Raw genomic sequence first — 10,065 nt, forward strand, 5'->3', positions numbered from 1 at the left:
GATCACTGTCGCGCTGTGGAGACTCAATTGATCAAACGGTGATCCCACAACGGGAATCGGCAATGGAATCGCTCGGGTCTAGAATGATCCGAATACCGAGCCCAGTACGAGGACGACGAACAGGCCGATCACACAGCTCACAATCACCGTCATCACCATGTCGAGATAGCTCTCACGATGAGACAACCCGCTGATGTGAAGTAGTAGCAGCACCGTACCATTGTGGGGAAGTGCATCGAGGGTTCCCGCACTGATTGTGGTCAGCCGATGCATCAGCCCGGGATTAATCCCCTGTTCTTCCGCAATCTTCAAATAAGTGTCACCTAGTGCGTTGAGGGCGATCGCCATCCCACCCGATGCGGTTCCGGTCAGGCCAGCCAGAGCATTCATCGCGATGGTCAGGGAGATCAATGGGCCTCCCTGAATGGACAGGACCGCGTCTCGAACGAGACCAAAGGCCGGAAGTGAGGCGATGACGACACCGAAGCCGACCAGACTGGCGATGGTGAGCATCGGCAGAACCGACGAGTTGGCCCCGGCGTCGAGCGTCTCGCGCAGGGACGGCAGACGCTGAACGTTCACGAGGATGACAGTGAGACTCCCTGTTGCGAGAGCCGTCACTACTGACCAGACACCAGCGACGGCACCAATGTGAGTCTGACCCCATTCCGCTTTCGCAAGATAGGAAAAATCAATCGCCGGGAGGATCACTTGCGACATCAGGAAATTCACGACGATGACCACAGCCAGTGGCAGAATTGCCATCGCGAAGGATGGTTCGAACGTCGATCTTTCACCGTGGTTGAATTCGGCAGGATCGAAGTCGCCCACCGCCGTCGCGTGCTCGCGGAGTTTTTCGTCAATGATCGGGGGAACCTGTGAAACATCACCGTAGCCTTCCTCGGCCTGTCGAGCGATCGCTTCCGCGCGCGAGAGCCACCACAGGCCGAATGCGGCGATGACCACTGAAGCGATGATCCCCAACCCGGGGGCAGCATACGTTGTGGTCCCGAAGTAAGGCATCGGAATCGCGTTGTTGATGGAGGGGGACCCGGGTAAGGCTGACATTGTGAACGTGAACGCGCCGAGTCCAATCGCTGCCGGCATCAGTCTGCGCGGGATGTTCGCAGCCCGAAACATTTCTTTCGCCATCGGAACCAGCACAAAAAAGGCCACAAACACGCTGACGCCGCCGTATGTGACAACTGCGGATGCAAGGACCACCGACAGCATCGTCCGACGCGTTCCCAGTTGTTCTGTGAGAAATCGGGCAATCGAGGTGATCGATCCACTGTCGTCCATCAGTTTCCCGAACAATCCTCCCAGCAGAAACATCGGAAACCACTGGGCCAGAAACTCAGACGCTCCTCTCATGAAGGTGAGCGTCCAATGGGCCAGCAGCGGTTCGCCCGAGATTGCGGCTGCAAGCAAGGCCGCGGCGGGTGCGACGAGCAGAATCGTCCAGCCTCGGTAAGACAGCCACATCAGCAATGACAACGAGAGCAAGATTCCGACTAATCCCATACTGAAACCTCTCTCGCGAGATCATTTGGGCTGGCTGTGGGGTGATCAGTCACACATTCCCGTGAAAGATTTCCTGGAATAACACAATTGCATATCTGACAGTCCGCTGGCAACACGAAGATCACTCTTGGGTTGCGATAAAGAGGGTGACGCGATTCTCAAGCTGCGTCGAGTGAAGCGGGGTTCTGGATTTTCGAACCGTAGCGGTCAACCGCATCCAAAATCGGAGCAAGTTGAGCTAAATGGACTCAAGCAGACATTTCGAATCCCCGTCGGGGAGGTTGCAAACGAAGATCCGAGAGGAAGGTGAACTGCGATCGGGTGGAGAGACGATGGCGCCCGTTGCTGGTAAGCCTCATTTCATCAGCGAGGGGAGCCAAATCGCTGCCTCGCGTGGCAAGCTTGCATTTTCTCGTTCATCTCTGCCGTTTAACTGTATGCAAACGATACAGAGTGCCCTCGCAATTGAAAACGTCCGCTGGATTGGATGTCAGTAATGACCTACTGATCATCCAAAAGTAACTGCCAAGGCGGATGGTGGGTTTAGTGCATCTTTCTGAATGTGTGTTGTTTTGGTTCTTTTTTGATCGTTAAATGATGGTGAGTGGTTCTTTTTGGTTCGGTCTTCCGGTGGGTTGGTTTAAAGTTGTAGGGTTTTGATGGTTCATGTTTCCGAATTGTGTCTTTTTTTGAGTTCTCAGTCTTCCCAAAACTTGTCGAAAAATGTTATCTTGGCGAATGTCCGACCTAAAGAATGAACCATTTACGATGCGTTGCAAAAAAGTTCGTCTGGGTGATGCAAAATGATCTGAGTGGTTGTGGTCGACGAATTTTCAGGCTAAGCGATTCACGGATGACGGCCTGATTAGAGGTGTGGGCGGAACACGGACGGTGCTGGGAATCTGGCAGATGGATTTGGAGGCGGCGAGGGCGAGGAGCTGTCGGTCAGTCCGGCTGGTGCGTGGATTCGGCAGTCTGGTCCTTGCAGCACTGAAATAAGTGAGAAGGGGTGACATAGCTTCCTTCACGTTCTCGTGGAGCAGGTTGGTGACGGCGGCGAAGGCGAATATGAACTGGGGGTGGGTGCGGGGCTGGCCTCAACCTCAGTGATTTCCGCAACTTCTCAAGATTCTGTTGCAAGACTCCGAATCAGGGTGAAACCCCCAGGCCACCAGCGTGTGGCACTCGGGGAAATGAGTAGTGCGCGTCTTGCGCTGTGGGAGCGTGAGTCTGTCTTTTGTGAACTGTTCTGACGATGAGCACATCTTAAGAGTGATCCGAAAGCTGCAGGGTTCTCTGAAACAGAGTGGAAACTGTTATGTTTGGTACAGTCTCTATGTGTCGCAGTTCATTAACGGCTGTTGCCTTTTGTGTCGGTGTATTCTTTTCCGATTGCCTCGCCCCGATCGCTTTCTCACGTCTTGGTAGCTCCTCTGTCGCCTGGGGCGCCTGTCTGGATGCGGATGAGGTGCGTGCCTGGTATGCGGCCGCGATGCGAAAGTTGACGTCCATCGCGGTGACGTACACAGGGGTGGAAGACCTTCCTTCGGAATTCCCCTTAAACTTCAATCCCAACACGGGTGCCCACATGCCTGATCCGGAAGCGATCAAACGTCGCTATCCGGGCGGAGGGGATTGGTTCTCGCGCTCGGAAGGGTTGCGTAAGTCGCGTCGTCCAACGCGCTACTGGGATGGGCACCGTTACGTTCCGATTGTCAAATCAGCAGAATCCACCGGCGGCGATCTGGTGCGACTCGTTGGAACCGTCGACCCCTGTTTCGCTGACACGGTTGGCCCGAGCATTCTCGGGGGCTTTCGACTTTCCCAGTGCCTGTCAAATTTCGAACAAGGTCAATCCGGACCTAACTCCACTGTCATACGCAGAATCATCGAGGACGGCCAGTCCAACTGGCGGGATGTGATGGGGCCAGTCTCCACCCGCCATGGATTCGATACGCAGTTTGTCGCAGAGATTGACGTCGCCGGTGCGGAACTGGCCCGTCGCGGCCCCATTCAACACTGGGTGGCAACGCGACTGTCGTCAGGCTACGCCGTCTGGAATCAAAGCTCCGGTCTCGAAGTCGTCGATGAACTGCTCGAGCTGACAATGGATGCATTTCGAAGGGTGCCAGTCCAGGTTGATCTGTTCAATGGAGCCGCCATCAAACAACTCGCCACTGCGGTGGATTTCGCCTTCTTGAGCCCCCGTTCCTCCCGTCGATCAAATCCCTATCGGAAGATATTGATCAAAGCTCATCCGATGGACAACGTCAGTGAGGATCAGCACGCGGACTTGGCCGGGCAGCCTCAGGCCATCGAGTCTCAGGAGATGTTACGGACTTATTCGGGGGATCGGGGATATGATACCCGAGCGATATTGCGCTATGCCTGCGTGATTGTTTTGATCGTGAACGCGCTCATGGTTCCTCGATTGGTTGCGCGTTTCGGTTCGAAGCGCCATCGCAAGTCTCGTCGACGATCTCGCCATTCAACACGCAGTCTGCTCCAGCGTTGGATGGCATAGACCGTCTGGGCGCAACCCGACCTCTCTCTAATGCTGCAATCGTCTTGCAGGTATGGTCCCTTTGCTAAAGGTTCACCAACGTCGCCAACGGTCTACCAACGTTTGGCAAACCGTTGAAATGCATACCGACGCTCCTCTAGCACACGCTTGACCTTGAGAGCTCAATCTTCGGGGCCGATGCCGAATGGCCTCACTCGTCGGGGCACTACCAGTACGCCCAGTGTGCATACGAATTCCTCCATTAATAGAGGATCCCCCCTGGTTGTCCCCGAGGAAGACGATCCGTCTCCAATCCCTTTCCGAATTGAGAATCCGCAACGGGTTCAGAAGGGGCGACGCTGTATCGAATCACCGGCCCATGTTCCAGCGTTGGGGCTGTTCGATCGGCTCTCAAAATGGAAGTCTGAACGATCCGCTGAGCACGCTCACCACTTGCCCGTCGATGCAAGACTCAGGCTCATTCTTGATCCAGGGGACATCTCGCACTTTGAGTCGCCGGCGATTCACGCGTCTTCTGTTGAAGTAGGGCCAATCGTGCGCAGTTGGCGTCACGGGCAGGCGTTTCACGCGGGTTGCAATCCGCTCTTCGGCGATCCGATGAACCGATAGATGCAGCGATGTTGATGACTTCAACTTCTGCGAGGACGTGGATACTGTAATGTGCTGCCACTTCCGGTTTGCCTGCTACGTCTCACGAACAGGGCAAACCCCTGCCAAATCTGAAAGGGACGACATTAATGGTCGGATTCTCGCGGAACTTGCTGGTTGACTGCTGCGGTATGTGGACGAGCAAACCCCACATGGAAATCAGTCGGCCTCTGGCCACGCTTGCGGGAATCGTTGCGGCTGTTTTCCTGGCGTCGTCCGGCCTGTTGGCTGAGGAAAAAAGTCTCGCAGAACTGATGCCCCGAATTGCCCCGAAGACACCCGAAGAAGCGGTCAAGTCCTTTAAACTGGAACGCGGATTCTCACTGGAACTCGTCGCCGCAGAACCTGCCGTGACCGATCCGATTGATGCAGCATTCGATGAGCAGGGGCGTATGTTTGTGGTGGAGATGAACGACTATCCGTTCCTTCCCGAGCAGCGCGTCAAGAAGTACATCGAGCAGCGTGCCCGGACGGAGGGACGTATCCGCCTTCTGACGGATACTGATGGGGACGGTCGGATGGACAAGAGTGTCGTCTTTGCCGATGGATTGCGGTGGCCCCAGTCCGTTTGCTGTGCAAAGGGAGGCATCTATGTCATCGCACCACCCAGTCTTTATTTCATGAAGGATACCGACGGTGACAACGTTGCGGACTTCAAGGAAATCATCTGCACCGGTTTCAATTCGTCCAACGTACAGGCGCTTTCGAATGGGCTGGAATGGGGGCGCGACAATGCTATCTACTTCTCCTCTGGAATCTCCGGTGGTGAGCTGACAGTTCCGGCCCGTGGTGGAAAGCCCGAGTATAAATTCACGCCCGGCCGACGTGACCTGCGGCTCGATCCCGCGACGAATGAGCTCACCATGGTCGGTGGCGGGATGCAGTACGGACATACCATCGATGACTGGGGTGATCGCTTTATCTGCTCCAACAGCAACCACATCGTTCATGTTACCTGGCCTCTGAATTATCTGGAGCGAAATCCGCTGCTGGTGATTCCCGAGATGAATCGATCCATCGCGAAAGAAGGTGCTGCCGCGCTCGTGTTTCGTACCAGCTCGGCAGAACCGTGGCGGCTTGTCCGAACAGCGCGTCGCGCCGCTGACCCGGTGATGCGTAAAAACCTTCCTCCATCGGAGCTGGTACCGATTGGTTACTTCACATCCGCGACCGGGATCACTGTCTATCGTGGCGGAGCCTATCCTGAAGAGTTTCACGGCGATGTTTTCATTGGAGACGTCGGCGGGAATCTGATTCACAGAAAGAAGATCAATCCGGCAGGAATCAGCCATCTTGCAGAGCGCGCGGATAAAGATATCGAGTTCATGACGTCCACTGACAACTGGTTCCGTCCGGCCAACTTCGTCAATGCGCCGGACGGCACCTTATACGTGCTGGATATGTATCGCGAGACGATTGAGCACCCGATTTCGATCCCCGACGACATCAAGGAATTTGTCGATTTGGAGAGTGGTTACGACAAGGGGAGAATCTGGCGACTGGTTCCACCTGGGTTTCGCCGCACCAGTCCGCCTGACCTGAGTCGAGCGTCAACCGCCGAACTGGTTGAGGCACTGACCTCACCCCATGGCTGGGTGCGCGACACGGCTCAACGGCTGCTGGTCGAACGACAGGATTCGTCGTCCAATGCCAGGCTGCACGAGATGGTGGCGGCAGGCCAGAACCCGGGCCAGCGAACGTACTCAGCGCAGACACGGCTCCATGCGTTGTGGTCGCTCTCAGGGCTTCACGGTGTCCAGGTCGGTGATGTCAGAAATGCTTTGAAAGACTCGGATCCGCACTTGCGGGAGCATGGTCTGCGTATCGCACCCCAACTTGTAAAGCAGTCGCCAGAACTGGCCCCAAATGTGATTGCCCTGGCCCACGACGATTCTCCGCGTGTCCGCTGGCAGCTTGCTTTCACCTTGGGAGATCTGCCACCGGAACTGGCCGTTTCCGGGCTGAAGTCAATCGCCGCCTTTGCGGCCAACGATGCCGACCTGCGAACGGCGTGGTTGTCTTCGATTTATTCGCAGATGGGGACCGTAGCGGTGGAGTTGCTTTCCGGGCCGACAGAGCCTGTCGTTCCCGTACTGGTTCAACTCGCCCGCCTGATCGGATCGGCACCCGATCAGGCGGACAGCGTGCGACTGTTGCAGTCGATTGTCCCCGACCGTATTCCGGATTCGACGCGGATTCCGGTACTGCTGGCATTGGGTGAGGGGCTTCGTCGTCGTGGTACGACCATCACGAAAACGCTTGCAGATTCCCCGTCAACAAATGAGTCGGCAGATGCGATCCGTGCGGCGCTCGATCATGTCTTCGAACGCGCGGCTGCGACGCTGCTGGATCGCAATGCCGCCGAAGCCGACCGCATTTCGGCTGCAACGCTACTTGCTCTCGGAGATTCTGGACTGGCGGAACGCACACTTCCTGAACTCTTCACGCCTCAAACGTCGCCGACACTGCAACAGGCGGCGGTCAAGTCGCTGGTGATGCAGGGGACCGAGGCGGGATTCAACGGCGTGCTGGAGCCGTGGAAAAGCTTCGGACCTGCCACGCGGCGAGAAGTCGTCGATAATCTGGTTCAATCGGCGAAAGGAGGAGAAGTTCTCGTGAAAGCGGTTGAGTCGGGCATGATCAAGCCGAGTGAAATCGAGCGGGACAAGCGACAACTGTTACTCAATCATCCTCAGCCGGCAGTTCGTGATGCCGCAAGACAACTGCTCGCCGAGCCGTCGAGCAACCGGAAACAGGTTGTGCTTACTTATCAGCCCGCTCTTGAACTGAAAGGAGATCCGGAACGGGGCCGAATGGTTTACACAAAAACCTGTATTCAGTGCCATCGGGACGGGACGTCCGGTCACCAGGTGGGACCCGACTTCGCGAGCGTCAAGAACAAGTCGCCCGACGACCTGCTGATCGCAATCCTTGACCCGAATCGCGAGGCACAGCCCAATTTCCAGACGTACACCGCGATCACTCAGCAGGGAAAGATTTACACGGGAATCATCTCGGCAGAAACCGAGGCGAGTATCACGCTGAAGCGGGCTGAAGCAAAAGAGGATGTGGTCTTGCGAGACACACTCGACGAGCTGGTCTCGTCTGGGTTGTCACTCATGCCCGAAGGACTGGAAAAGGATCTGGACCCCCAGCAGATCGCTGATCTCATCGCGTGGATCAAGGGTGAGAGGTAACTGGTCAAAATAGCAAAAGCTGACCATATCGCAGACGTTGGCAGGGGCAATTTGCCTGCGACATGGTCAGCACCGAAAGACACTGCATTCGCTAGACCTGCACGAGGCCCGCGTCGACAAAGAGATCGATCCCCGCGAGGAATCGTGACTCATTCTGTGCGAGGTAAACTGCGGCGTCGGCGATTTCCTCGGGATCGCTGATTCGACCGAAAGGGATTCCTTCTGGGAATGCACCTTGCGTCCGGTTGCCGAACAGCGGAGGAACGATCGGGGCAGGGTTGATAACGTTGACCCTGATATTTTTCAGTTTCAGGCTGCTTGTCCACGTTTTTGCGAACGCGCTGACGGCAGCCTTCGTGGCGTTGTAGGCACCGATGTTGTCGAAGCCCGTCACACCGGCAACAGAACTGGTCAGAATGATGGAAGCACCGTCATTGAGAAGCGGCAGCGCCTTCTGAACGGAAATCAACAGGCGGCGCACGTTGATTCCGAACAGCTTGTGGAAATGAACTTCCGTTGCGGACCCATAGTTATCACGCTCGCTATACCCCGCGTTGGCGAACAGGATATCGATGCGGCCTTTCTTTGACCGGACGGTTTCATACAGGCGACCAAGATCAGCAAACTTGTCGATGTCCCCCTGGACAGGGGCAGCGTGTCGGCCAATTTGCATCACGGGCGTGTCGAATTCAGCATGGCTGCGTCCCGTGATAAATACGTCCGCGCCTTCTGACACAAACTTGCGCGCGGCAGCGACCCCAAGTTCGGTGCATCCACCCGTGATGACGGCTACTTTGCCTTCTAGCTTCTTTGACATGGTTTGGCTTCAAACTCCTCATCAGATGTCAAGAACCACTGACGGTCAAATATCGCTCAGACCGCTGTCGAGAACGCGACCCTGACAGACTGAATTACCGTCCGTTGATGCGAGTCTTACATGCTCAGGCCGCTTTTTTGAGAAAAATCAGAAAATGGCGACGTCTTTGAGGTGATTGGACAGGTTCCCAGTGCGTGCGAGGCTGAGTCAGAAGAGCAGTAGAGAAATCCTGTAAGAAAGTTTGCGGGAAACGGTATTTCCTACAAGAGGGATGAGTTGGCCGTTTGACTGTTCACGCAAGCGAGGTTCGCATGACGACACCGGTGATTGAACGAATTCGCAAGTACTTCCAGATTCCCGATGCCTCGATATTCATGGAGTTCCACAAGCCACACGCGAAAGAGATTGCGCATCGGAAAACCATGATCTGGGGGCTCGACGAGAGCATTCTGAGAAGTCTGCGCAAACAGCAAGCTGACGGCGGAGATATGTCATGTCCGACTGCCTGAGTCGTCTTTGGAACGGCCCTTTCCCTAGTCCACGCTACCCCCGGCGCGTATCATACGACGTAATGTCGTTGAAGAAGATCCCTCAGTCAGGATCCACGACAGCAACTGGTTTACTCAGGTGCTCATTTGGCTGTCAACGACTCACCACTGACTCGAGCAAGTCTCCTGGTTCAGATTCGTGATGGCACGAACCAGCGAGCGTGGCGAGAGTTTGTGAGTCTATATGGGCCGGTCGTGTATGGGTTTGCCCGGAAGCGGGGATTACAGGATGCAGACGCCGCTGACTTGATGCAGGAGGTCATGCGTTCGGTTGCTGCGGCGATTGGTCAACTGGAGTATGACCGCAAGCGTGGATCGTTCGCCGGTTGGCTGTTTACGATCACTCGCAATAAGGTTTTCAACTTCCTTTCGGCTCGGCGAAGTCGTCCGCAGGGAGCAGGGGATACCGACACTCACCGTCTGCTCAATGCCCAACCCGATAACGACGAAGGCTCCGACGCCTGGGAACTGGAATACCAAAGACAAATTGCTGCGATCGCGATGCAGCGAATCCAGCCAGAATTTCAGGAAAGTACGTGGCGGGCCTTCCAGTTGACGGCCGTTGATGGACTGCCGGCACCTGTGGTTGCCGAACGGACGGGGCTTTCCACAGGAGCCGTCTACGTGGCGAAAAGCCGTGTTCTCGCCCGATTGAAAAGCGAAGTCGAAGCGGTGCGGAAGCAGGAAGAGAATTAGTTATGCATACAGATCAGACCTGCCCGCGTGCGGAAGAGCTTCGGCAGCTTCTCAATGGAACCCTCTCGGGCGAACGTCAACAGTCCTGCACTGAGCACATGGACGTGTGCA

6 protein-coding genes are annotated in these 10,065 nt (G+C 55.9%); 4 read left to right on the forward strand and 2 right to left on the reverse strand.

Annotation, left to right across the window (positions count from 1 at the left end; genetic code table 11):
* Nucleotides 1–78: 78 nt before the first annotated feature.
* Nucleotides 79–1,524, reverse strand: coding sequence for a GntP family permease (locus tag VGE80_RS21490; RefSeq protein ID WP_440594066.1), 1,446 nt, complete (start codon nt 1,522–1,524; stop codon nt 79–81).
* Between the two features lie 1,318 nt (nt 1,525–2,842).
* Between VGE80_RS21490 and VGE80_RS21495 the strand changes: the two genes are divergently transcribed.
* Nucleotides 2,843–4,048 (forward strand): hypothetical protein, encoded by a 1,206-nt coding sequence (locus VGE80_RS21495; protein ID WP_373650767.1) that lies wholly within the window; start codon nt 2,843–2,845, stop codon nt 4,046–4,048.
* A gap of 800 nt (nt 4,049–4,848) precedes the next feature.
* Nucleotides 4,849–7,893, forward strand: a complete 3,045-nt coding sequence (locus VGE80_RS21500) for a PVC-type heme-binding CxxCH protein (protein ID WP_440594067.1) — start codon at nt 4,849–4,851, stop codon at nt 7,891–7,893.
* A gap of 91 nt (nt 7,894–7,984) precedes the next feature.
* Here the strand turns inward: VGE80_RS21500 and VGE80_RS21505 are convergent, their stop codons facing one another.
* Entirely contained in the window at nt 7,985–8,710 is a 726-nt protein-coding gene (locus VGE80_RS21505) for an SDR family NAD(P)-dependent oxidoreductase (protein ID WP_397571164.1), read from the reverse strand.
* Between the two features lie 311 nt (nt 8,711–9,021).
* On the opposite strand from VGE80_RS21505, the gene VGE80_RS21510 reads away from it, so the two are divergent.
* Both VGE80_RS21510 and VGE80_RS21515 read left to right on the forward strand, forming a co-directional pair.
* Nucleotides 9,022–9,219 (forward strand): hypothetical protein, encoded by a 198-nt coding sequence (locus tag VGE80_RS21510; protein WP_373650770.1) that lies wholly within the window; start codon nt 9,022–9,024, stop codon nt 9,217–9,219.
* Between the two features lie 126 nt (nt 9,220–9,345).
* Entirely contained in the window at nt 9,346–9,954 is a 609-nt protein-coding gene (locus VGE80_RS21515) for an RNA polymerase sigma factor (RefSeq protein WP_373650771.1), read from the forward strand.
* Nucleotides 9,955–10,065 lie beyond the last annotated feature (111 nt).

Source organism: Schlesneria sp. (assembly GCF_036405755.1).
In the GTDB taxonomy this organism is placed as follows: Bacteria; Planctomycetota; Planctomycetia; order Planctomycetales; family Planctomycetaceae; genus Schlesneria; species Schlesneria sphaerica.